The sequence below is a fragment of the Marivita sp. S0852 genome (assembly GCF_046591575.1).
GTDB lineage: Bacteria > Pseudomonadota > Alphaproteobacteria > Rhodobacterales > Rhodobacteraceae > Marivita.
Genome location: NZ_JBIQWA010000015.1, coordinates 1 through 21,842, shown reverse-complemented (window position 1 = coordinate 21,842; position 21,842 = coordinate 1). Strand labels below are relative to the sequence as shown.

18 protein-coding genes are annotated in these 21,842 nt (G+C 63.9%); 11 read left to right on the top strand and 7 right to left on the bottom strand.

Going from position 1 to position 21,842, the window contains the following annotated elements; genetic code table 11:
- Positions 1-173: 173 nt before the first annotated feature.
- Both ACG74X_RS19790 and ACG74X_RS19785 read left to right on the top strand, forming a co-directional pair.
- A complete protein-coding gene (locus ACG74X_RS19790; RefSeq protein ID WP_411237052.1) occupies positions 174-1,151 on the top strand; it encodes a hypothetical protein in 978 nt (325 codons plus the stop codon).
- Positions 1,151-3,442: a glycosyltransferase family 4 protein gene (locus ACG74X_RS19785; RefSeq protein WP_411237051.1), complete on the top strand. Its 2,292-nt coding sequence runs from the start codon at positions 1,151-1,153 to the stop codon at positions 3,440-3,442. The genes ACG74X_RS19790 and ACG74X_RS19785 overlap by 1 nt, the downstream gene beginning before the upstream one ends.
- Before the next feature lie 26 nt (positions 3,443-3,468).
- On the opposite strand, the gene ACG74X_RS19780 is transcribed toward ACG74X_RS19785, so the two are convergent.
- On the bottom strand, positions 3,469-4,227 hold the full coding sequence (locus tag ACG74X_RS19780) for a glycosyltransferase family 25 protein (protein WP_411237050.1): 759 nt from the start codon (positions 4,225-4,227) through the stop codon (positions 3,469-3,471).
- A 176-nt stretch (positions 4,228-4,403) separates the two neighbouring features.
- Between ACG74X_RS19780 and ACG74X_RS19775 the strand changes: the two genes are divergently transcribed.
- Positions 4,404-5,294 (top strand): glycosyltransferase, encoded by an 891-nt coding sequence (locus tag ACG74X_RS19775; protein WP_411237049.1) that lies wholly within the window; start codon positions 4,404-4,406, stop codon positions 5,292-5,294.
- A 50-nt stretch (positions 5,295-5,344) separates the two neighbouring features.
- Here ACG74X_RS19775 and ACG74X_RS19770 read toward each other — a convergent pair whose 3' ends face one another.
- On the bottom strand, positions 5,345-5,998 hold the full coding sequence (locus ACG74X_RS19770) for an ABC transporter ATP-binding protein (protein ID WP_411237048.1): 654 nt from the start codon (positions 5,996-5,998) through the stop codon (positions 5,345-5,347).
- The gene (locus ACG74X_RS19765) at positions 5,995-7,215 is read right to left on the bottom strand and encodes a capsule biosynthesis protein (protein ID WP_411237047.1); all 1,221 of its coding nucleotides are present in this window, start codon (positions 7,213-7,215) and stop codon (positions 5,995-5,997) included. Before ACG74X_RS19765 ends, ACG74X_RS19770 begins: the two co-directional genes overlap by 4 nt.
- 44 nt (positions 7,216-7,259) lie before the next feature.
- On the opposite strand from ACG74X_RS19765, the gene ACG74X_RS19760 reads away from it, so the two are divergent.
- Positions 7,260-8,063: an ABC transporter permease gene (locus ACG74X_RS19760; RefSeq protein ID WP_411237046.1), complete on the top strand. Its 804-nt coding sequence runs from the start codon at positions 7,260-7,262 to the stop codon at positions 8,061-8,063.
- 80 nt (positions 8,064-8,143) lie between these two features.
- Here ACG74X_RS19760 and ACG74X_RS19755 read toward each other — a convergent pair whose 3' ends face one another.
- The 3 genes from ACG74X_RS19755 to ACG74X_RS19745 form a co-directional block, all read right to left on the bottom strand.
- Entirely contained in the window at positions 8,144-10,483 is a 2,340-nt protein-coding gene (locus ACG74X_RS19755; protein ID WP_411237045.1) for a glycosyltransferase, read from the bottom strand.
- Between the two features lie 187 nt (positions 10,484-10,670).
- Positions 10,671-11,699 (bottom strand): ParB/RepB/Spo0J family partition protein, encoded by a 1,029-nt coding sequence (locus ACG74X_RS19750; RefSeq protein ID WP_411237044.1) that lies wholly within the window; start codon positions 11,697-11,699, stop codon positions 10,671-10,673.
- A gap of 146 nt (positions 11,700-11,845) precedes the next feature.
- A complete protein-coding gene (locus tag ACG74X_RS19745; protein WP_411237043.1) occupies positions 11,846-13,228 on the bottom strand; it encodes an AAA family ATPase in 1,383 nt (460 codons plus the stop codon).
- Positions 13,229-13,685: 457 nt separating this feature from the next.
- Here ACG74X_RS19745 and ACG74X_RS19740 point away from each other — a divergent pair, with 457 nt between their 5' ends.
- The 6 genes from ACG74X_RS19740 (at position 13,686) to ACG74X_RS19715 (ending at position 18,990) form a co-directional block, all read left to right on the top strand.
- Positions 13,686-14,684 carry a replication initiator protein A gene (locus ACG74X_RS19740; protein WP_411237042.1) on the top strand — a complete coding sequence of 333 codons (999 nt, stop codon included), beginning with the start codon at positions 13,686-13,688 and terminating at the stop codon, positions 14,682-14,684.
- Positions 14,684-15,247: a dTDP-4-dehydrorhamnose 3,5-epimerase gene (rfbC, locus tag ACG74X_RS19735; protein WP_411237041.1), complete on the top strand. Its 564-nt coding sequence runs from the start codon at positions 14,684-14,686 to the stop codon at positions 15,245-15,247. The genes ACG74X_RS19740 and rfbC overlap by 1 nt, the downstream gene beginning before the upstream one ends.
- A complete protein-coding gene (rfbB, locus tag ACG74X_RS19730) occupies positions 15,244-16,284 on the top strand; it encodes a dTDP-glucose 4,6-dehydratase (protein ID WP_411237040.1) in 1,041 nt (346 codons plus the stop codon). Before rfbC ends, rfbB begins: the two co-directional genes overlap by 4 nt.
- A 181-nt stretch (positions 16,285-16,465) precedes the next feature.
- On the top strand, positions 16,466-17,314 hold the full coding sequence (gene rfbD / locus ACG74X_RS19725; protein ID WP_411237039.1) for a dTDP-4-dehydrorhamnose reductase: 849 nt from the start codon (positions 16,466-16,468) through the stop codon (positions 17,312-17,314).
- A complete protein-coding gene (gene rfbA, locus ACG74X_RS19720) occupies positions 17,301-18,197 on the top strand; it encodes a glucose-1-phosphate thymidylyltransferase RfbA (protein WP_411237038.1) in 897 nt (298 codons plus the stop codon). The genes rfbD and rfbA overlap by 14 nt, the downstream gene beginning before the upstream one ends.
- A gap of 199 nt (positions 18,198-18,396) precedes the next feature.
- Positions 18,397-18,990, top strand: a complete 594-nt coding sequence (locus ACG74X_RS19715; RefSeq protein WP_411237037.1) for a hypothetical protein — start codon at positions 18,397-18,399, stop codon at positions 18,988-18,990.
- 116 nt (positions 18,991-19,106) lie between these two features.
- Here the strand turns inward: ACG74X_RS19715 and ACG74X_RS19710 are convergent, their stop codons facing one another.
- Positions 19,107-20,186, bottom strand: coding sequence for a DUF2793 domain-containing protein (locus ACG74X_RS19710; RefSeq protein ID WP_411237036.1), 1,080 nt, complete (start codon positions 20,184-20,186; stop codon positions 19,107-19,109).
- A gap of 272 nt (positions 20,187-20,458) precedes the next feature.
- Here ACG74X_RS19710 and ACG74X_RS19705 point away from each other — a divergent pair, with 272 nt between their 5' ends.
- Positions 20,459-21,835: a phosphomannomutase gene (locus tag ACG74X_RS19705; protein WP_411237035.1), complete on the top strand. Its 1,377-nt coding sequence runs from the start codon at positions 20,459-20,461 to the stop codon at positions 21,833-21,835.
- The last annotated feature ends 7 nt before the right edge of the window (positions 21,836-21,842 follow it).

Here is a 21,842-nt window from a genome sequence, read left to right as displayed (position 1 = left end):
CGGACGCAGCGCAGATGGCACAGATCCAGGCCCCATACCTCTGCCCATATCCCCGGTGATGCGGATAAGGCGATGAGGATAAAAAGCCTCACCTCTCAAAACATCGGTCACCGTAACCCTTCATTAACCTTGGTGAAGCCACAGTCACCACATTCAGACCGAAGGCCCGCACCATGTTGATCCACACCGCCACCCCCGGCACACTCCGCCAAAGCCTCAGAGGGCGTCTGCTGTCCCAAGCCCTGCGCCGCCACCTGCACCTGCGCGGGGATACGCTGGCCCCGTCCGTGCCGCGCGCCACCGGGGCACAGGCGGTTCAGGACACGCTCACCCTGGCCTCTCTGCCGCCCCGGCCATATGCGCCACAGACGCTCTCGCTGGGGCTTGGCCTGCCGCAGGCGCTGCGCCACGGGCCGGCGACACTGCTTCTCACACAATCGCTTTATGCCGAGTTAGAGACATTCGGCGGCGCGACCGCCTGGACCGCGGCGGGCACCCTGCCACTGGTCCTGCAAGGCTACAGCCGCGCAATCCTGACCGAGCGGGCCGATATTGCCGCCTCGGTCGGCTTTGCGCCCTGGATTCCGCTTGCCCTGGCCGACCGCTTTCCGGTCGAGGCGGCAAAACCGCCTCTGGTGCCTGGGGCCGTGCCGCGCATCCTGATCCTGGATCACGGTGCCCCGACCGGTCAGACCGACGTGCTGCGCCGCGCGCTGCAGGGGCTTCACGCCTCTGTGCGGATTGTCACCCCCGACAGCGATCACGCCAGCATGGGGGCTGGTCTGGTGGCCGATCTGCACCTGCATCTGGGCTTTGCCCCCAACCGTGCCATCACCGCGCTTTCGCCCTTCGACAGCCTGCTCTCGGGGGCGTATACGCTGGTTCTGGCGGCCGATGGTCAGGGCGCGGGGCAAGCACTGCGCGCGCTGTGTTCCGGACGGTCCTATGTCGACCTGGCCCCCACCCTGTCCGAACTGGCCTCCCGCGCCCGCACCATGCTGGACCGCCTGCAGGCGATCCGTCACAGCGGTGACCGGCAGAACCCCGAAATCGCCCGGTTCACCGCCGCCAATGCCGCGGTGCGCGCCGCCGATTACAAACGCTTCGATGCGGTGCTCGACACCCCCCCGCAGATGTCCGAGGCCGCCTGATGCGCCTGGCCTGGATCTGCCCGATCTCGTCGCGCACCGGCGTCGGGTCCTATGCCCAATCGGTGCTGCGCGCGCTGGTCCGCCGCAAGGGGCTTGAGGTCACCGTGCTGCATCCGCCCTGTCCGCCCCAGGACCGGCTTGAGATGCCCTGCCCCACCCTGCCGCTGTCCGACGCTCTGGTGTCCTCGGACCTGCCGGCGCTGTTTGATCTGATGCTCTATCATCTGGGCAACAATGACCGTCACCACGGCCTGATCCTGCGCGCGCTGATGGCGCATCCCGGCCCTGTGGTGCTGCATGATCATGTCTATCAGCACATGCTTGCGGGCCTGCATCACGATGGCACCGCCCCTGCCCCGGGCTTTGGGGCGCTGATCCACGCGGTCTCGGGCAGCTCGGGTTTTGACTACCTGGCCTCCAGCGGGGCGCTGCGCCCCTCGACGGCGGTGTCCTACATCCCGTGGGAAAGCAACTGGGCCGCACAGGTGCCCCTGTCCGACGTGCTGGCCCGGCTGGCCACCGGGGTGATCACCCATTCCGAATTTGCAGCCCACGCCATCGGCGACCTCTATCCCGGCTCCAGCACCACATTGTTCATGCCGCGCCCGGATATTCCCGTCGATCCGCCCGAACGCGCACCGGGTCCGAATGCCCGCCTGCGCCTTGCCGCCACCGGCCATATCGGCCCCACCAAAGGTCTGGATCTGCTGGTCGAGGCAGTGGCCCTGGCCCCCGATCTTGCCGACCGTTTGCATGTCACCATCGCCGGCCACGCGGGCGAGGCCAGTTACATGCAGGCCCTGGAAAGCCGCATCGCCGCCGCCGATATGCAAGACAGCTTTCGCATCCTGCCGGACCCGAATATCGCGGCCTTTCGCGCGGTGATGCAAGAGGCCGATCTGTTTCTCAATTTGCGCCGCCCGAACACCGAAGGGGCATCTTTGTCGCTGGCCGAACAGATGGCCAGCGGACGGCCTGTAATCGTGCAAAACTCCGGGTGTTTCGCCGAAATGCCCGCCAAATGCGGCTGGCATCTGCCCGCCGGTGCCACCCCGTCCGACCTTGCCGATACGCTGCGCGACATCCTGCGTGATCCTCGTGTGATCACAAAACGCGGGCAGGCCGCCGCACGTTATATGACCGGGCGCAGCGCGACCGAATATGCCGACAAGCTGGCCACCTTTCTCTGCGCCGGCCAGACCCGTCTTGCCCGCCGCGCCGATGTGATCCGCGCCCGTGTGATCACACCGGACCCCCAGGACAGCGAATGGCACAGCAGCTATTGCCAGGTGCGCGGCCTGATGTCCGGTATCCTGGCGGGCCGGGGCCTGCTGCCGCCTGATCTCTGGGCCTATCCAAACGAAGATATCGGGCGCTATGTGGCTCTGAACCTGCTGAATACGCCTGTGTCAGACCCGGCCAGCCTGTCTCGCGCGTTGCAGCAGGGCGGGCCATTGCAGGCGGTGTCCCGGCTTGGCCTGCTGCGTCAGCTGCTGGCCCGCGCCAGCGCCCAAAGCGGCGACACCCAGCAGCATATCTCGGATCTGGCGCTGCCGGTGACGGATATTGCGCTTTGGACGGTGCTTTTGTGCCTGCCAGCGGAAACCGCCCTGCCCATGGCGCTGCAGGCGCTGGGACAACGCCCCAATCCCGAGGCGCAGATCCAGCTGACCAAACTTGCGTTGCGCAACGGGGTCGGGGCAACGCTGCTTACCTATCTGGACGGGCGCGGGGATCCGCTGATGTCGCGCCCCGAAATGGCCGGTTTGTACCGGCTGCTGGGCGCGCCCGAGGACGCCGTGCTGACCCGCCTGCCGCCGCTGGCCCCGGACAGCGACCTGGTGCGCATCGCCGCATGTCCCGAAGATCAGGCGCTGCACCTGACCGGGTTTCACCCCCCCGAAGCCAGTGGCATCTGGACCGCCACCCCCAGGGCCACGATCCGCGCGCTGATTGCCCCGGACCATCCGGCAACATTGCTCACCGGCACGGCCTCGTTGCTTGACGCGGCCCTTGCCACCGCCGCACAGACCGTCACCGTCGAAACCACAGAAGAAACCACCGGCCGCAGCGCCCGCTGGAGCGACACCCGGGCGCAGGGCACCAATCCCAGTTTTGACTGGGCGCTTGACCTGCCCCGCTTCAGCGGCCCGCTGCGCATCGACCTGTCGCTGCCCGCCTGTCACACCCCCCGCGCGCTGGGGGCGTCTGAAGATCCGCGCGCGCTGGGTCTGATGCTGCGATCATTGCGGCTCGAAAGCGCCCCCGCCCGGCTGGAAGCGGCAGAATAGCGCCGCACCAGCCGCATGTTCCACATCTAGGCCAGCTTGCGCGCCAGCCGTTTGGTGATCCAGCGCCGCCAATAGGATTTATACAACAGCCGCCGCAAGCTCTTGCGCCGCCGATACTTGTGCTGCCGCCGCCCCGCTTCAAGGCTCGACACACAGGCCTCATGCCCGCGCTGGGTCACCACGCGCGGATCACAGGCATAGCTGTCAAACTGCAGGATCGCGTCCGGCCAGTCCGAGGGCTGCACCACCGGCCCGTTGCGAAACGCCAGATGCGCGGCCACTTCGCGCGACACCATATAGCCGGTCGCCAGAAACGGCGGCAGCGCCACGCGATAGGCGCGCACGCCACCGGGCAGGATCAGACGGTCGCGCACCTGCACATAGGTGTTCTTGTGATCAAACAGCAGCAATCCGCAAGGCGGGTCCACCAGCGCCGGCCCCAGATCGAAAAACGCCGCCCCCGGATCGGCGTCATCCTCCAGCACAATCGCCGACGGGGCATCGCTGGCGGCGATCCGCTCGTAAATGCCACGATGCGACAAGGCGCAGGCAAATTCGCCATCCGACATGGGCCGCCCCATACGCGCCTCGGCGCCGGTGCGATCCACACGCGGCTCATGGCTCTTGGGCAGGCCGTCGCGCCCATCCACGCCCCAGAACACCTCATAGGCCAGCCCCCGCGCCTCCAACGCCTCGGCCAGCGGTCCGAACCGCTGCGCGCCCTTGAGGCTGAGGATATAGATCGGAGGAAACTCCATCAGGCGTGGGCCTTTACGGTCAAACATGGCAACACCGGTCCCGTCAGGGTCCGCACGCGATCCTAAAGCGGATGGCCCAGTGCCTCAAGCACGAGCGGTGAAACCTTGCTCACCCGGTGCCGGCGTCAGCAGGCTGTCGCATATTGACACCAGAGACTCTTCTTCAGGTTGTGCTTTGCCCCGCACAGCCGCATAGTGCCCCCATGCATGCTCTGCCGCATATTCCGATTTTGATGGGAACCCGCAACGGGGCCGCCTATCTGCACCAGCAACTGGCCTCGTTTGCCGCGCAGGATCATCCCCATTGGTCGCTCTGGATCAGCGATGACGGCTCCACCGACGCCACCCGCGAGGTGATCCGTGACTTTGCCGATACCAGCCCGAATCCCGTGCTGCTGCTGCGTGGTCCGCAACAGGGTCTGACGGCCAATTACCTGCACCTGCTGTGCCACCCGGATCTGCCCCCCGGCCCTGTGGCCTTTGCCGATCAGGATGACCTGTGGCTGCCCACCCATCTGACACGCGGGCTGAGTGCTGTGTCACATGATCCGCCGGATGCGGCACAGGCCTATGTCCCGCATCGCCTGCTGCAACGGGGCAATGCGGGCCCCCAGGCCCTGCCCTGGCGGGCGCGCCACGCCCCGTCGTTTCGCAACGCGCTGGTCGAGAACCTTTTGGTGGGAAGCGGGCTGATCCTGAACCCCGCTGCAGTCTCTGCGATACGCGCCATCGGACCTGTCGATGTGCCGTTCTGGGACTGGTGGCTTTACCTGCTGTTCACCGGGTCCGGCGCGCAAATCCTGCAAGACCGCAGCCCCGGCGTGATCTACCGCGCGCATGACGGCAATATGCTCGGCCCCCGCCACGGCCTGCGCGCCAATCTGCGGCGCCTGAAACAGCTGCGCAACGGCACGTATCACACATGGTTTGCCGCAAATCTGGCCGCGTTAGAGCCGCATATGTCCTGCCTGACCCCAGAGGCAAGCAATCTGCTGCAGGCTGTGCTGGCAATGCCGGCAAAACATCGCCTGCGCCATCTCAGCCCGCACCGCCACTTGCCCCGGGATCGGCTCGCGCTGTGGGTGGCGGCTTAAGACACTGAAGCGCGGAACACGGCACGGCAACGGCGCGCCTTGATCCAAAGTCATGCCCCCACGCGCAGCCCTTTGTCGTAAACCGCAATCGCCTCTTCAAGATCCTCGAACATGCGCAACCGCCCCTCCTGCAGCACCGCGCCAGCGGTACAAACGGCCCGCAACTGCGCCGGTGCGTGGCTGACCACAATCGCGCCCGCCTGCCCCAGACGGGCTTTCAAAAGCGCGGCCGTTTCGCGGCGAAACGCGGCATCTCCCACCGCGGTGACCTCGTCGACCAGATACATATCAAACGGAATACCCATCGAGATCGCAAAGCCCAGCCGTGCCCGCATACCGCTTGAATAGCGCCGCACCGGCTGTCGCATCGCATCCTCAAGCCCCGACACCGCCCGCACAAATTCCAGCAACCCGCTGCTGTCCACGCCGTAAACCCGCGCCACAAAGCGGGTGTTCTGTGCGCCGGTCAGATCGGGGTGAAACGCCCCGGCAAAGCCCACCGGCCAGGACACCGTCCCGCCACGCTCGACCCGGCCCGCATCGGGGCGCAGCGTGCCTGCCAGCATTGCCAGCAAAGACGATTTGCCCGCCCCGTTGCACCCCAGCAACGCGGTCGCCTGCCCGCCGGGAAACACCGCCGAAATGCCCTGGGCCACCGCTGGGCCACCGGAAAACCGCTTCCAGACATCCCGCAGCACAATCATCCGCGCCGGTCCAGCGCAGCATAGGCCGACAGCACCGCCAGCCCCCACAAAAGCACCGCAAACCCGGCAATCAGAGCCAGCAACCGCCCGCGGCGGGGATACTCTGCCGTGTCCGGCAGGGTCGGGGTCTGCCAAGCTGCCAGATACCGGCTCTGGCGGCGCGCCTCGGCCTGGGCCAGTTCATAGGCACTGCGCGCCGCACCATAGGCGCGCATCGCAAAATCCCGATCCGCCATCAGCGCCTCATAGGCCCCCACCACATCGGCAAGGGCGGCCCCGTCGCCCTCAAGCCCCAGCTTGGCCCGTTCGGCCGCGATCCGGTCTTCAATCACCGCCACCCGGCGTGCCCCCTGATCCAGCCGGGGGTCGCCGTTCCGGGTTTCCCCGCGCAACAGATCCAGCGCAATCAGCGCCTCGGCCAACTGGCCCTGCAATGTGCCCAGCAGCCCGGCCCGGGCCTGAAGATCCACCGACGGGTCCACCAGCTGATGACGGTTGCGGAACTGTGTCACCTGCCGCCGCGCCGCTTTCAGGCGCGCCTCAGCCGCCGTCAGCTCGGCCTGTGTATCCCGGATCGCATCGGCCCGCGCCACATCGCTCATTTCATTGATCAACGCCGTCGCGCGCGCCACGATCGCCTCGGCCAGCGCCTGCGCCGCGCGCGCATCAAAGGCCGTCACCCGCAATTCGATCAACCCGGCCAGACTGTCATACGACACCGTCACACGGCGCGGCCAATAGTGATAAAGATCTTCCGGAGATCCTGTCTCGGAAAAGGCAAAAACAGGGTCTGTTCCGCTGCGAAACAGCGCCGTTCCGGGGGATGACCAAAGCGCCGACAGGCCAAGATCGCGCTCAAGCTCGGCCACCAGACGGCGCGAGCCCAGATATTCGTAAAGAATATCCGTATCGCGCGAACTGGCCCCTGACAGACCGGCCAATCCGCCCAGCATCTCGACCGCCGCACCGGTATCTTCGCGGCGCACGGCAAAACCGGCCTCAGAGGCATATTGATCCGCCGCCCGGGCCCACAGATACCACGCGCTCAGCACCACGGGCAGACCCACGCAGATCACAAAAGACAGCGCCACCGCGATATGCCGCCTGCGCCAGCGCGCCCGCGCAGGCAGCACCACCGCCGCATTTGGCAACACCGATGGCGCGGTGCCGTGAAACGGGGCGGTTGGATGGGAGGGGATTGAATTAACGAGAGTCATCAAGTACCTTTTCTCTCATAGCGTGTTTTCAGGCAGTCTTTCTCGTGACCGACCCCCTTACAGGCCCGCGCCGCCACACCGCGCGCCCAACCCTGTGGCGCGCGGTATGTGCGTTGATCCTGCGCGAAATGGCGACCACCCATGGGCGGGTGCCCGGCGGCTATCTTTGGGCCGTGATAGAGCCGCTTTTGGGCATTGCCCTTTTGTCGGCAATCTTTGCCGTCACCTTTCAGGCCCCGGCGCTTGGCACCAGCTTTCCGCTGTTCTACGCGTCCGGGCTTTTGCCGTTTCTGGCCTTCTCGGACATCACCAACAAACTTGCCCAGGCGATGAATTTCTCGCGGCCGCTGTTCGCCTATCCGGCCGTTGGCGTCGGGGATGCGCTGTTGGCGCGCTTTCTTCTGGCCACCGGCACACAGATCGCCGTTGCCAGCCTTTTGCTTTCGGGCATCGTGTTTCTCAGCGAAACCCGCGCCACGCCCGACATCGCCCTTTTGGCTCAGGCCGCAGGGGTGCTGGCGGTGCTGAGCCTGGGCATCGGCATGCTGAACTGTCTTCTGATCGGCCTCATGCCGCTGTGGCAACGGCTCTGGGCCATTATCATGCGCCCCATGTTCCTGATCTCGGGGGTGTTCTTTACCTTCGAGGCCATCCCCCTGCCCTGGCGGGATCTGGTGTGGTGGCACCCGTTGATCCATATCGTGGGCCTTGTGCGACGCGGGCTGTACCCCGGATATGACGCAACCTATGTCAACATCTCCTATGTGCTGGCACTCGGTCTGGGCCTTGCGTTGCTGGCGGCGATTGGTCTGCTGCGCTGGCACCGGGACATTCTCAGCGATCTTTAGAAAATAGGTCCGAAACGGACCCAATGTTTCGCGCGCGAAACAATAGGACCGATCCGGACCTAATATGACACCCGCGCCCATCACACGCCCACCCGCGCCCGTAACGGCGGTTTTGAGGCCCCAAACCCCGGTCTGAGCACAGGTGGCTGCCAGTCCGGCAAGGCCCTGAGCACGGCCAACAGGGCCTTCAGGTCGCCAGACCCATCCGTTCGCAGCGCAACCGCATGCCCGTTGCCCCGCGCCCGCAGCGCATCGCCCTGCCCGCCCAGATCAAAACCAACGGTCGGCAGCCCCGTCGCCAGCGCTTCGTGGGTGACATAGGAAAACGTCTCGGGCCAGATCGACGGGATCAGCCAGATCCCGATCTGATGCCGCGCTACCAGATGTGGCAGATCCTCAAGCTGATACCCGCCCACACAGGTCACACTGCGCGGCAGGGCACAGTCCGGTGCCACCTCTCCCAGCACAACCAGACGTGCCTCTCCGGTTCTGGCAAAGATCCGGGCCAGTTCGGCCACTATGGCAGCGCCTTTTTGTGTATTGAGATGACCGGGCACTCCGATCACCGGGCGTCTGGACAAGGCCGGTGTCAAACACGGCACCGGTCCCAGCGGGGCATGCGGACGCAGCTGGATCTTATGCGCCAGATCCGGATGCGCCGCCGCCACAATCCGCTGCGACGCCTCAGAAAACACGGTCAACACCCCGGCCCGGTCCAGGGCCACCCGCCAAAGGGCCTGCCACTCCAGATCCGGTTCGCTGCGCATCGTATAATCGCGGTTGAGCGGAAAATAGTCATGAAACAGCATTTCAAGCCCATGCCCCCCGGCACACAGGGTCAGCAGGCGAAACGGGATGTCCTCGGGCCAAGGATCGCCCACCGCACAGCAGTAGATCACATCCCGCGGGCCGGCCTCCTGCAGCAGATCAAGCACATCGGCAAAAGCCTCTGTCGCCGCACGGGTGGCACCGGCCGGAGAGTGCAGTTCGATCTGCCAGCGCAAAGGCCCACCGACCCGCACCACCACAGCCACCTCGTAGCTGGCCAGCCGCTGCGTCAGCCAGCGCGCCGTGCCGCCGCCCAGGGAATGGGACAGGTAGACCGGCACCGGCCGGTCCCCCAGCCGCGCTCTGGCCCAGGCCAGCCCGGCGCGCAGCCGGTCCCGCACCAGCGGATCATCCGCCAGGATTTGAGCCACTTCGCCATCAAAGCGCGGCCAGCGTCTGGACAGGATCGGCGCGGATTTCGCCCGCAGCGCCTGTCGTTGCCGGGGCCCGAAACTCGCCGCTCCAACATGGCCCACAAACAGCCCGGTCTGACAGACATGCCGCCCACCCAAAGCGCGGGTGCGCTGGCACCAGTCCACCTCTTCGCCATAGCCGCGGCCAAAGCTTTCATCAAAGCGCGGCACCTCGGCCAGCCAGTGCGGGCTAAGCGCCATGCAAAACCCGGTGCCGGTGGGCAAAGAAGGAAAATCATCGCCCCAGGCGAGGGGCGACAGCGCGGCGTCAATGGCATCGGCTTCGGTGTTTCGCAGCGCAACACCCCGGCAGGCATGTGGGGCCCCCATCAATTCGCCATCATTGGACAAGGGTGTGACGCTGGCGATGGTGCCATCGGTCAAAAACGGCGCAACCAGACGCGACGCCCAGTTCCGGGGCAGGGTGATATCAGAGTTCAGCAGCACCACCGGACAGGTGACGGCTCCAAGATGCGCCAAACCGGCATTCACCGCCCCCGCAAAACCACGCGGGCGCGGATGCGACAGTAGCGTCGCCTGTGGATATTGCGCCTGCCAGTCAGCCAGCATCTGCGCCACAGCCGGATCGGTCGAGCCGTCATCTATGATCACCAACCGCCATGGCAGGTCTGTCATGGTGGCAATCCGGTCCAGACAACGCGCGACATGGTCCGCAGCATTGTGCACCGGCAGGATCAAGGCCAGCTCGGTTGTGATCACCGGGCCGGATGCCGGTGCGACAGGGCCGGGCCGCATCACCGGTGCAGGTGGCTCGGCCGCAAGGCCCAGCCGCAAACGGGCCAGAGACCGCATGCGCGGATCCCGCATCTTTGACAGCAAGGGCAAAAGCGTTATTCCACGCCGTATCAGACCCGGCCACAGCCGAAGATGGGCCAGCGCCAGCCGCCACCGGGCCAGGGGTGGCAGGGCATGCAGCCTGGTCATATCGGTTCGCAGCGCAACCCGCAGACCGGAACGCCGATCATAGGGCAGGGACGGGCGCGCCCCCTCAGCGCGCGCCCCCCCATGTTCCAGCGCGCCCTCTGCATCAAGCTGCACGCGGCCATGCGCCAGGATCACCGTCCTTTTGGGATCGCCATTGTCCTGAACGGCCCCCAGCGGAACGCATAAATGATGGGTCGCATAACGCCGGTACAGGCGCAAAAAACGGCGAAACATGGCAAATCTCTTTTAGATCAGATCGCCGATCACCATGCCTTAAAGAGGGTTAACGCGGGCTTAATCCTGATCAACGGATATGTGCGGCACCGAAAACACAGCGGAGCCAAGACCCGTTTCTCTGCTTTGAATTAGGGCCGATCCGGACCCATTGTTTCGCACGCGAAACATTAGGGCCGAAGCGGACCTATTTTTCCACGCTGTCAGAGGCGGCTTTCAAAAGCTGGATCAGATCCGATTCGCAGCGTTTCGGCCAGGATGCGCCAAGGATCGACACTGTTCCATCGCGATGCCGGCGCAGGGTGAACGCGCCAATGGTTTCGTCGCGAAACAGGGGGTGCGATGCAGAGGTTTCAGACTCTGTTTGGCCTTTTAGAGACTGGATTTTCTGTTTAAGCGCCTCGGCCAGGATCGCGGTTTCACCCTCGGCGCTGTCATGATCCGATGCCGCCAGCCGTGCCTGAAGCTCTGCTGCAAATTCCGGGGTGTCGGTCAAAGCCTGCGCAAGGCGCAACCCCAGCCGTTCGCTGAGCGCATGGGGAAAGCGCAAATGCCCGTCCAGCGCGCGCACCACCGGAAGGAAGCTGCCGATCTTGGAACGCTTGGCGCGAGAGGCGGATCGGAACAGCATTTGCAGCGCGGTGCGTTCCAGCCCGAAAACGCCCTCTTCCACCGCTTTAGAGACGATGCGGGCCCGTTCAAAATAACTCAGATCGACGCGGATCTCGTTTTCTTCGACCATGGCGAGATAGGCGTCTGACGCCTCTTCGGGTTTGCGCAAAAGCGCCAGAACAGTGGGATCGGACACGCGGTTCTGCTCGGCCAACAGCGCAAGCGCCTTGCACCGCCGCCAGCCCGAAATCAGCCCATAGCGGTTATTGCCCAGCTGCACGACTTCGATCGGGGTTTGTTGCCCGCGATCACGCAAACTGGCCATGAGGCTGCGCATTTCGGTTTCTTCGACCACCACGCGGTCGCGCACAAGGTGGTCGATCTCGATCTGATCCAGCGGCAGATCCACCACCATGCGCCCCTCATCGCGGGCGCGCGCCATGGTGTCGGTCAGTTCATTGAGCGCGGCTGAGGCCGAGGCATCGCGCGCCACATCGGCGATGGGGGCCGGGCCGGGGCCTGCGAACATGGATTTGGTCTCGGGCGCTGTGGGCGTGTCGAGAAATGCCGGGTTGGGCGGTGTCAGGCGCTTACGTTTGGCCATGGGGACCCTCCTTTTTTCCAGATGGGAGGCTTGGCGCGTTTGGTAAAGGTTCGGTGAGTGGGGCGCGCGGTGGATTGGGGCGCTGCCCCAAACCCCGGAGTTTACGGGCAAGATGAAGCAGGGGACGTTTCGCTGCGACCATGAGGCTACTCCGCTGCGTGTCGGGCGGTTTGCACATCGCGGTGCCAGGAGCCGATGAGAAGCTGCTTGAAGGCGGCATAGGTGGCGTCGAAGGTTTCGCGGCCGCGCACGTAAGTTTCGCGGTTGAAATCGCGGTAATCGGCCTCATAGATGCCTTGCACCTGTTCGCCCGCCTGACCAATCAGCGCGGTGAAGCCCTGCCGGTGGGGCGAGAGGGTGGGGCCGAGATAGGCCTGCATGAGGGCGGCAAGTTCTGCCTGTTGCGCGGGATCGAAACGGGTGACAACGGCGCGCACGGCGTCCCATTGGAAGGCGAGCCCTTCGCGCCCCAAAGCGCGGGCGGCCATGTTCTCGGCCTCCTCGATGGAGCCGAAGGTGGAATGCAGCATGTCGAAGAAGCGGCCTGTGCTGTCGAATTCGAGGAAGGACGCGCCGAGGGGGACGAGGAGGATGTCGGCAGCAGCCAGCCCGTTGATGGTGAGGTAGCCAAGGGCAGGGGGCGTATCGAGGAAGATCACGTCATACTCGCCCAGGATGCCGTCCTGATCGAGGCTGTCAGTGAGGGCATCCCAGAGCTTCCAACCGCGGGCGGCCATGCGCCAGACGGGGATCTGGAACTCGGCCCAGTAGAGGTTCAGCTGCGCGCCGATCAGGTCGATATTGGGCCAGTGGGTTTTCTGGATCAGGCTTTGCGCATCGGTCTTGAGCGCGTCGGACAGCGTGTCGTCAAGCGGGGTGGGGGCCTCGCCGCGATCCAGTCGGCGCTGGTTGTCCGATTGCAGGTGGCGCGCGTAGTGGCGGGCGAGCAGGGGGAAGACGGTCTGCCATTCGTCTGCCACCTTGCCGCCGAAGATCGAGGTCATGCTGCCTTGGCTGTCCAGGTCGATCACCAGCACCTTGTAACCGTCGAGTGCTGCTGACATGGCGAGATGCGCCGCTGTCGAGGTCTTGCCGACGCCGCCTTTGAAATTGGCGACTGCCACCAGCTTGGCGGGCTGACCGGCGGGGCGGTAGGGGAGGTATTCCTTGGTCTTCGATCCTTCCGCAGCGAAATGGGCGCGGAGTTTGAGCACCTCGTCGAAGGTGAACCACTTGGCGCCGCCTGCCGTCTCAGAGCGGCCTTGCGGCAGGTCGGGGTTCTGTTTCAGCACGCGGCGGAAATGGCCGGTGGCGACGGGGATTAGGTAGCGGGTGATTTCCCAGGTGGAAAAGAGGCGCAAACTGCGCGCGCCGTTCTCTTCGAGACCCCGGCTGGCAAGATCCGTGCGCCCGGCTTCGCAGGCCTTGGCGATGCGGGCGAAATCCTGCGTTGTCGTGGGCGCACCCAAAGTGTTGAGCGCGTCATCGGGATTGATGTTAAAATACGGAGGAAGGGTGTCTGGGGTCATGTGCTGCTCTGATCGCCTGAAATGCGCCTCTTGATGTGCGCTGTTTCCGCCAGACTATCAGAAAAACGCGCACATGGAAGGAAAACCACAACACACTTGCCTTTTCTCAGCAAATTCAATGATTTGTTATCTTTGTGCAGGTCTCTGGATTGTAGCGCTGTCCCAAAGCAAGCTTCGTTAAATATGGTTAGTTATACGTTAGAGGTCCAATCCATTTCTCGTAACCTGTTCTGAGAAAAGAAAAAAAGCGCGCCTGATTTTATCCAAGCGACTCTGAACCCCCGAAAGGGTGACTCTGATCCTCCGCAGCTGCGACTCTGATCCTACGCTGCGCGCCCCGAGAATCGTGGACGCCGCTTGTGGATAACTTTAGGGTCAGTGTCACTGAAACCCCGATGAGCCGAGTCGGCACCAGATCGACCGCAGGGGGCGAGCAGAGCAGGAACAGGCGGACCTTATGGCCGGGACAGGTGGGCTTTTGCCCGACAGGCACCCCACGGGTGATTTCTTTGTGTGTGACCTCTTTGGGGCATCGCCCAAGGACGATCTGGCGAGCATGGAGCATCCGATCTTCTCATTGAGCACCCGGCCCGATACGCGGGTGCTGTCTTATGCCCATAACGGGGTGGAGGTGCAGGTCACGCCCTCGGTCAAGGGCCGCGCGACGATCCATGACAAGGACATCCTGATCTATTGCATCAGCCAGCTGGTCGCGGCGATGAACAAGGGGCGGGCTGTCAGCCGGACGCTGACCTTGAAGGCGCATGATCTTCTGGTGGCGACGAACCGCGATACCGGGGGCGACAGCTACACCCGCCTGCGCGAAGGGTTCGAGCGGCTGGCGGGGACGCGGATCACCACCAATATCGACACCGGCGGGGTGGAGGCGACGCGGGGGTTCGGCCTGATCGAAAGCTGGGAGATCCTGCGCCGGTCCAAGGGCGGGCGGATGATCAGCGTGACCGTGACGCTCTCGGACTGGCTCTATCGCGCGGTCTGCGCGCGCTCGGTGCTGACGCTATCACGCGATTACTTCCGCCTGCGCAAACCGCTGGAGCGGCGGGTCTATGAGCTCGCGCGCAAGCATTGCGGGCGGCAGGCGGAATGGGCGATTGGCATTCCCACGCTGCACCTCAAGGCAGGAAGCGCCGCGCCGGTGCGGGTGTTCCGGGCCGCCATTCGCAAGATGATCGCCGAGGACCATCTGCCCGACTATGCGCTGAGCGAACGTGAGGGTGATATCCTCGTGGTCACGCGGCGGGCCAAACCGCGCCCTATGGATGCCCCGATCCTACGGCAAGAGACGCTTGAGGCGGCGAAAGCCTTGAAGCCCGGGGCAGATGTTTACGGGCTGCAGGCGCGCTGGCTGGCCTGGTGGGACGAAACCGGGCGCGCGCGGCTGGGCAACCCGGACCGGGCGTTTCTGGCCTGGGTGAAGACGCAAAAGGATGGCTGATGCTGGAGGTTGAGACAACCGCGCTTGCGGGGCTGCTGATCCTGACGCCGCGCCGTTTCGGCGATGCGCGCGGGTTCTTTGCGGAAACCTGGAACAAGGCGCGTTTGGCCGAGCTGGCGGGGATCACGCCCGAGTTCGTGCAGGACAACCATTCGCTCTCGGCGGATGTGAACACCATTCGCGGGCTGCATTACCAGGTCCCGCCGCACGGCCAGGGCAAGCTGGTGCGCTGCGGGCGTGGGGCGCTGTGGGATGTGGCGGTGGATATCCGTCGCGGATCGCCGACCTATGGTCGGTGGGTGGGCGTTGATCTGACGGCCGAGAACGGGCGGCAATTGTGGGTGCCTGAAGGCTTTGCGCATGGGTTTGTCACCCGCGCGCCGGGCACCGAGATCGTCTATAAATGCACCGGCTATTACGCGCCCGAGGCCGAAGGCGCGGTGCGCTGGGATTCGGTGGGGATCGACTGGGGTTTGACCGGGGAGCCGGTCCTGTCGGGCAAGGATGCAGACGCCCCGGCCTTGGCCGAGATCGACAGCCCGTTTGAGTGGAGTGCGCCATGAAACTACTGGTGACAGGCGGCGCGGGGTTCATCGGCTCTGCGGTGGTGCGGCAGGCTGTGGCGCAGGGGCACGCGGTGGTGAACCTCGATGCGCTAACCTATGCGGCTTGCCTCGACAATGTGGCGTCTGTGGCCGATGCGCCGGGCTATACCTTTATTAAAGGCGATATCCGAGATTCCGCTTTGTTGGAGACTGTGTTTGCCGAACACGCCCCCGACGCGGTGATGCATCTGGCCGCTGAGTCCCATGTGGACCGCTCCATCGACGGCCCCGGTGCCTTTATCGAAACCAATGTGATCGGAACCTACACGCTCTTGCAGGCCGCGCGCGGCTATTGGGAAGGGCAGGGCAGGCCCGAGGCGTTCCGCTTTCACCATATCTCCACCGATGAGGTGTTCGGGTCTTTGGGGGCGACAGGCCAGTTCACCGAAGACACGCCCTATGACCCGCGCTCGCCCTATTCGGCGTCCAAGGCGGCGTCGGATCATCTGGTGATGGCGTGGTGGCACACTTATGGCTTGCCGGTGGTGCTGAGCAATTGTTCGAACAATTACGGCCCCTATCACTTCCCCGAAAAGCTGGTGCCCGTCGTGATCCTGAACGCTTTGGTCGGTAATCCCATCCCGGTCTATGGCAAGGGCGAGAACGTGCGCGATTGGCTCTATGTCGAGGACCACGCCGATGCGCTTTTGACCGTGGTGTCGAAAGGGCAGGTGGGGCGGTCCTACAATATCGGCGGCGAGAACGAGGCGCGGAATATCGATCTGATCGCCATGATCTGTGCTTTGATGGACGAGATGGTGCCAGAGGGCGCGCCGCATGATCGGTTGATTGCCTTTGTCACCGACCGCCCCGGCCATGACCTGCGCTACGCGATTGATCCCAGGCGCATGCGGGGGGAGCTGGGCTGGCGGCCTTCGGTGACGCTGGAAGAGGGGCTGCGGCGCACGGTGCGGTGGTATCTGGACAATCGGGAGTGGTGGCAGGCCTTGCAGGACCGCGATGGCGTTGGGCAGCGGTTGGGGGTTGGGCCATGAGCGCAATGCGCAAAGGATCGCGCCCGGACCCGAGGGCGGGCTTGCCACTTTCCCTGACGCGGTTTCGATGCGCAAACGGTTCCGCCAGTTGGAACGGGGGGGCAATCGCGCCCGCCCTGGGGGGCGGGGCCGGGCGCGATCCGGCCTGCGGTCGGGGGATGCCTGATGATGGGGGTGCCCCATGATCCTCGTCTTCGGCAAAACCGGGCAAGTCGCGACCGAGTTGCAGCGGCAGGCGGATGTCACCGCCCTGGGCCGCGATCAGGCCGACCTCAGCGACCCGCAAGCCTGTGCGGCGATCATCGCGGACCTCAAACCCTCCGTCGTCATCAATGCCGCCGCTTACACCGCCGTCGACAAGGCCGAGGAAGAGGAAGCGCACGCCCAGACCATCAACGCAGCCTCCCCCGGCGCGATGGCGGGGGCCTGCACGCATCTCGACATCCCGTTCCTGCACGTCTCAACCGACTATGTGTTCGATGGCTCGGGCACGCGCGCATGGCAAGAAACAGACCCTGTGCAACCGCAAAACGCCTATGGCCGGACCAAGCTGGCGGGCGAACAGGCGATCCGCAGCACAGGGGCGCGCCACATCATTCTGCGCACCGCCTGGGTGTTCTCGGCCCATGGCGCGAATTTCGTGAAGACCATGCTGCGCCTCAGTGAAACCCGCGACGCGCTGAATGTGGTGAATGACCAGATCGGCGGTCCGACCCCTGCCGCCGATATCGCTGCCACGCTGCTGACATTGGCAGATGCCATGCAGAATGGAGCCAATGGGGGCACCTATCACTACGCAGGCGCGCCGCACACCAGTTGGGCCGGGTTTGCGCAAGCGATCTTTGCTAAAGCGGGACGCGATGTGACCGTCACCGGCATCCCCTCTGCTGACTACCCAACCCCTGCGCAACGCCCGCTCAATTCTCGGCTTGATTGCGCCAAACTGGCGTCGGATTTCGGGATTATGCCTGCCGACTGGCAACGTGGCCTTTCATCGGTGATCAAGGAGTTAACCAGTGACACAAAGTGACAGTGCTGCGCGGTCTGCGCGCAAGGGAATCATCCTCGCAGGCGGCTCCGGCACGCGGCTTTACCCGATCACCATGGGCCTGTCGAAGCAGCTATTGCCGCTCTACGACAAGCCGATGATCTACTATCCGCTCTCGGTGCTGATGCTGGCGGGCATCCGCGAGATCGCGATCATCACCACGCCGCAGGACGCCGACCAGTTCCAGCGCCTGCTGGACAACGGCGCGCAATGGGGTCTGGCGTTCACCTATATCGAACAGCCCTCGCCCGATGGTCTCGCGCAGGCCTATCTGCTGGCCGAGGAGTTCCTTGACGGAAGCCCGAGCGCGATGGTGCTGGGCGACAACATCTTCTTCGGCCACGGCTTGCCGCAAGTGCTGGCCAGCGCGGATGCGACGACCACAAGCGGCACCGTCTTCGGCTATCGCGTCGCCGATCCCGAACGCTACGGCGTGGTGGATTTCGCCCCTGACGGCACGGTGAAAACGATCATCGAAAAGCCCGAGGTCGCCCCGTCGCCCTACGCGGTGACGGGCCTCTACTTCCTCGACGGCACAGCCCCCGCGCGCGCCGCCAAGGTGAAACCCTCCGCGCGCGGCGAGTTGGAGATCACCTCGCTTCTGGAAAGCTACCTCGCCGATGGGCAGTTGAGCGTCGAACTGATGGGCCGCGGCTATGCCTGGCTTGACACCGGCACGCACGGGTCTTTGCTGGACGCCGGAAACTTTGTGCGCACGCTCAGCGACCGCCAAGGCCAACAGATCGGCAGCCCCGACGAGATTGCGTTCGAACAAGGCTGGCTGAGCGCCGAGGACCTGCGCCACCGCGCCGAGATGTTCGGCAAGAACGGCTACGGCGCGTATCTTCTTGGGTTGCTCGAATAAGGCGCAAGCATCCCTCTCCCTACCACCCTCCGTCCTGAGGCGATTCTGCTAAGAAGAGGTTGATGGGTGTCGCAAACCTCCAAAAGCTACCACCCAGAGTTTTGTCCCTAGCTTGCTAGCAATCCAAGGGGTTTTGTCCCTCGCATCAAAAGAAACGTAGATTTAGTATGTGGGCAGCCGAACAACTCAAGAAGTAGATATGGCACGTCCCGAAGAAGACGACTCAGAAGCACTCTATGCGATGGCAGAAATCGTCTACAATAACCCCGAAATGAATCTTACCAGCGTGATCCGCATTGTGATGCAGAGCATGGCGCGCTTTCACTCAGAAGCCGCCGTCATCAAGCGGCTCAGAAGAAAATTTGTTCAGCACCAAGACTTTCTGATAGATCGCGTTCGTGCAGACAAAGCGCGTCCTGTCGTATACTTGCCACCTAAGCGGACATCTCAGAGTGTTGATCTGGCCGCTCTTGGCCTGATAGGCGGTGCGGCCTCGGCTGCTTCTGCGTTGTTGACCACATCGTCGGTTGAGCAAATTTTGGACCAACATTTATCTCAGCAAAGCGCTGTGGAGAAGCTTATGGCAGATGCTGATATGCTAACTGGGGTTGTTCCCAGCTTATACAACGAGATGGATGCGGCTCACAGTGCTATGCTGATTGCGCAGAAAGAAGTCGACATATTGACGGGAAACTATCCCGAATTGGATACTGTCTATGGTGCGATGCAGGCTGCACGGTTAGAGTTCGACAATATGCAGGCGATGCTCGGTTCTTTCTATCACCTGCGTTAGTTTTAATAGGCAATAAAGTGCAATCTGGGGGCAGGTAGCCCCCTTTTTTCCTTTGGTGAGCAAGTTTTTAAATAGTGGGATGCCTCATATAATCCCACCCTCACACCCTCACACCCTCACACCCACCGCCCAATCGCACAGAGCCGCAGGTTCAGCCCCACCCCAATCGACACGATCGCCGTCGCCTTGAGCCCGGTCGACAGCACCCCGTGCGGCGCAAAAGTGGGCCACGCGCCTGTATTGCCGCTCTCCCCCGTCAGAATGGGCGGCATGCCGGGCGCAAAGGGTGCTGGAAAGGTCCACGCCAGATGGTCTGACTGAAACAGCGCACCTGCCGGGTTGGTGATGCCGCCTGTCGGAATATCGCCCGACGTGCAGATCTGCGTGCCATCGGCGAAACGCACATAGTCTCCATCCCCGTTCGATCCGCGTTCGATCACCCCACCTGTGGGCACTCCGTTCCCGTCCTGTGTCACGGTGTTCAGGATGGTGCCTTTCAGATACCCGTCCTCCGCCCGCACCAGCGCGTTGGAATTGCTGTCCTCGGGTCCAGAGCTGACCGCAGCCCCACTGGCCGCCCCCGTTGCCGAATCAAAGGACAGTGCGGTGGTCCAGCTGGTCCCGTCGCTCACCTTGATTGAAAACGCGGTGTCGCCCGCCAGACCCATCTCGGCATGCCCGGTCCAATCCGACTGGAACATGAGGCTCGCGGTGTCCGCATCCGCCGCCTTGTTGATCTTGAGCTGATGCCCCGCGCCTTCATGGGTCAGCGTGGTTTCAGGGGCCGCAACGCTCAGGCGGCTGACGGTATCAACGGGTGTCCCCAGACCCAGACGGTCCGGAATCACCCCGCCGCCGCTATGCGCCTGCCAGAACCCGCCTTGCCAGATCACTTCGGTGCCTTCATCGACAACCCAGGCCCGCCAACCCGGATTGGGTGACAGGAACAGCCATCCGCCATCTGCGTTCAGGGCAATTGCAAAATCCTGCCCGGCCCAGTCGCCGGTTGCCCCTGACGCCACGATATAGCGTGTGCCATTCGCCGGATCGGCGGGGGGATCGGTCAACGCCCGGCTGTCCACCGACAGTTGCACCAGCGCATCCAGCATCCGCAGCGCTTCGTTGTGGGTGACATGTTTCTGCGCCTGCGCCGGTTGGATATAGGGCAGCGACAAGAGAGTGGAGTGGTGTGACATTGCAAAGACCCTTTCAGCGATCCGCGTTGGGGTCGGACGCTAGGGGTGATTTGGTAAACGGGGCGTTAACCCGGCGCGCGTTGCATGTGGGATATGCGCGTATTTTGACACTACGGTGCCAAAAGAAAGACACCAGGTGAAGCGCACCTGCCCATCTTCTTCTTTTTCAAAATATGCCAAATCCGCATTGGACACAGGCACGGCTTTGCATGTTGCACCGCACCACAGGCCAAGGGCATACCGTGCCTGAAAGACATCGGAAAGGACATTCCATGCCCCCCAAATTCGGCACCAGCGGCCTGCGCGGCCTTGTGACAGAGCTGACCGACGACCTGGTCGCCGACTACACACGCGCGTTCCTGACCGCCTGTCCGCATGGCGGCGCGGTGCATGTGGGGCAGGATTTGCGCGCCTCCTCGCCCGGTATCGCGGCGGCGGTGATCGACGCGGTGCGCGGTATGGGCCTTCAGGCGGTGGATCATGGCGCGCTGCCAACACCCGCGCTGGCGCTGGCCTCGATGGGGGCAGGGCAGGCGGCGGTGATGGTCACGGGCAGCCATATCCCGGCGGATCGCAACGGGTTGAAGTTTTATCTGCCGGACGGAGAGATCGCCAAATCGCATGAAGCGGCGATTGGCGCCGCCCTCGGATCTGTCTCTGATACGGCCCAACAGGGCGCATATAGCCGCGAAGAGGGCGCGCTGCCCGCCTATGTCGCGCGCTATGTCGAAGCCTTCGGCACCGACGCGCTCACGGGTCTGCGCATTGGCGTTTATGAACATTCCTCGGTCGCGCGCGATGCGATGGCAGAGGCGCTGTCGCAGATGGGCGCCGATGTTGTGCGGCTGGCCCGGGCCGACAGCTTCATTCCGGTCGATACCGAAGCGGTGGATGCCGACACGCGCGACATGCTGAAACGCTGGTGCGCAGAGCACCAGCTTGACGCGCTCGTCTCGACCGATGGCGATGCGGACCGCCCGATGGTGGTGGATGCGCAGGGCAGGCTGGTGCCGGGCGATGTGCTGGGGCCGCTCACGGCGCAATGGCTGGGGGCGGACGGGGTCTGCACGCCGGTATCGTCGAACACGCTGGTGGACCAGTTGGGCTTTGCACAGGTGATCCGCACCAAAATCGGCTCTCCTTTCGTGATCGCCGCGATGGAGGCGGCAAAGGGCAAGGTGGTGGGCTATGAGGCCAATGGCGGTTTCCTGTTGGGCTTTGACGCGCAGGGGCCAGCGGGTGTAATCACACAACTGATGACCCGCGATTGTTTGTTGCCCATCGCGGCTCCATTGGCGATGGCAAATGCGAAAGATGTGAGTTTGGCCACGTTAGTCTCTGATTTGCCCAAACGCTTTACTGCCGCAGACCGCATTGCAGGCATCCCGACCGAGGCGTCCAAAGCGTTCATTGCAGAGTTGACCAACGACACCGCCGCGCGCGCCGCGTTTTTTGCACATCGCGCAGCAGAAACCGGGGTTGATCTGACCGATGGTCTGCGCGTGTCCTTTGCCGATGGGTCGGTGATCCACCTGCGGCCCTCGGGCAACGCGCCGGAGTTCCGCTGTTACGCCGAGGCAGAGACTGTTTCACGCGCCGAGGCGTTGATGCGCGAGACATTACAAGCCGTGGCCCAGAGGCTGCGGTGATCGCCAT

What these genes read in the sequence shown, in the direction of transcription:
- ACG74X_RS19705 (WP_411237035.1), top strand. Translation starts at nt 20,459, where the DNA reads ATGCCCCCCAAATTCGGCACCAGCGGCCTGCGCGGCCTTGTGACAGAG.
- ACG74X_RS19780 (WP_411237050.1), bottom strand. Translation starts at nt 4,227, where the DNA reads ATGTTTGACCGTAAAGGCCCACGCCTGATGGAGTTTCCTCCGATCTAT.
- ACG74X_RS19710 (WP_411237036.1), bottom strand. Translation starts at nt 20,186, where the DNA reads ATGTCACACCACTCCACTCTCTTGTCGCTGCCCTATATCCAACCGGCG.
- rfbB (WP_411237040.1), top strand. Translation starts at nt 15,244, where the DNA reads ATGAAACTACTGGTGACAGGCGGCGCGGGGTTCATCGGCTCTGCGGTG.
- rfbD (WP_411237039.1), top strand. Translation starts at nt 16,466, where the DNA reads ATGATCCTCGTCTTCGGCAAAACCGGGCAAGTCGCGACCGAGTTGCAG.
- ACG74X_RS19755 (WP_411237045.1), bottom strand. Translation starts at nt 10,483, where the DNA reads ATGTTTCGCCGTTTTTTGCGCCTGTACCGGCGTTATGCGACCCATCAT.
- ACG74X_RS19785 (WP_411237051.1), top strand. Translation starts at nt 1,151, where the DNA reads ATGCGCCTGGCCTGGATCTGCCCGATCTCGTCGCGCACCGGCGTCGGG.
- ACG74X_RS19740 (WP_411237042.1), top strand. Translation starts at nt 13,686, where the DNA reads ATGGCCGGGACAGGTGGGCTTTTGCCCGACAGGCACCCCACGGGTGAT.
- ACG74X_RS19750 (WP_411237044.1), bottom strand. Translation starts at nt 11,699, where the DNA reads ATGGCCAAACGTAAGCGCCTGACACCGCCCAACCCGGCATTTCTCGAC.
- ACG74X_RS19790 (WP_411237052.1), top strand. Translation starts at nt 174, where the DNA reads ATGTTGATCCACACCGCCACCCCCGGCACACTCCGCCAAAGCCTCAGA.
- ACG74X_RS19775 (WP_411237049.1), top strand. Translation starts at nt 4,404, where the DNA reads ATGCATGCTCTGCCGCATATTCCGATTTTGATGGGAACCCGCAACGGG.
- ACG74X_RS19765 (WP_411237047.1), bottom strand. Translation starts at nt 7,215, where the DNA reads ATGACTCTCGTTAATTCAATCCCCTCCCATCCAACCGCCCCGTTTCAC.
- rfbC (WP_411237041.1), top strand. Translation starts at nt 14,684, where the DNA reads ATGCTGGAGGTTGAGACAACCGCGCTTGCGGGGCTGCTGATCCTGACG.
- ACG74X_RS19715 (WP_411237037.1), top strand. Translation starts at nt 18,397, where the DNA reads ATGGCACGTCCCGAAGAAGACGACTCAGAAGCACTCTATGCGATGGCA.
- ACG74X_RS19745 (WP_411237043.1), bottom strand. Translation starts at nt 13,228, where the DNA reads ATGACCCCAGACACCCTTCCTCCGTATTTTAACATCAATCCCGATGAC.
- ACG74X_RS19770 (WP_411237048.1), bottom strand. Translation starts at nt 5,998, where the DNA reads ATGATTGTGCTGCGGGATGTCTGGAAGCGGTTTTCCGGTGGCCCAGCG.